The 505-nt window shown below is 64.8% G+C and carries 1 protein-coding gene; it reads right to left on the bottom strand.

Annotated features, from left to right (window positions below):
- On the bottom strand, positions 1 to 505 hold a 505-nt coding region (locus tag ABTU92_RS29885), incomplete at both ends, for a hypothetical protein (protein ID WP_408095167.1).

Raw genomic sequence — 505 nt, 5'->3', positions numbered from 1 at the left:
TCCGCATTGGCGCGACCCAGCTCCGTCTCTGCCGCCTGGAACGCGCGATTGGCGCAGAACAGAGCCTCTTGCGCGTTCGTCGGGGTTTGGTCGAGCAGTGTCCGGCTTTCGTCGATCCAGAACGCAAACGACGGGGTACCGGCCCGGGCAACGGTAGAGGGCTTCGCGTCGGCGGGCGTGCTCGCCGCGACGGAGGCGTCGGACGACAAGCTGGCCGGCTCCGACGTCCCATGGTCCCGGAGCCATTTGGAAAGGTGCTCCTCCAGCGTCTCGCAGAACTCCTCGACTCCACCATAGGCCTTGAACAGATGCTTCTTGCCGGCCTCGATCTCCGTCTTGAAGGCCAGTACCCGGCTCAATTGCGGGCCGGGATCGTTCAGCTTGCTCGGATCGACGTGCTTGAAGAACAGGCCGATGTTGCGGATCCGCTTTTCCTCGTAGAGCTCCAGCGCGACGCTCCACTCCTCGTCGGTGCCCGAGGTCTTGCCGTTGCCGGTCGGTGAGC

Source organism: Rhodoplanes sp. SY1 (assembly GCF_046000175.1).
Lineage (GTDB): Bacteria > Pseudomonadota > Alphaproteobacteria > Rhizobiales > Xanthobacteraceae > Rhodoplanes.
This window is presented reverse-complemented; position numbering and strand designations above follow the sequence as displayed.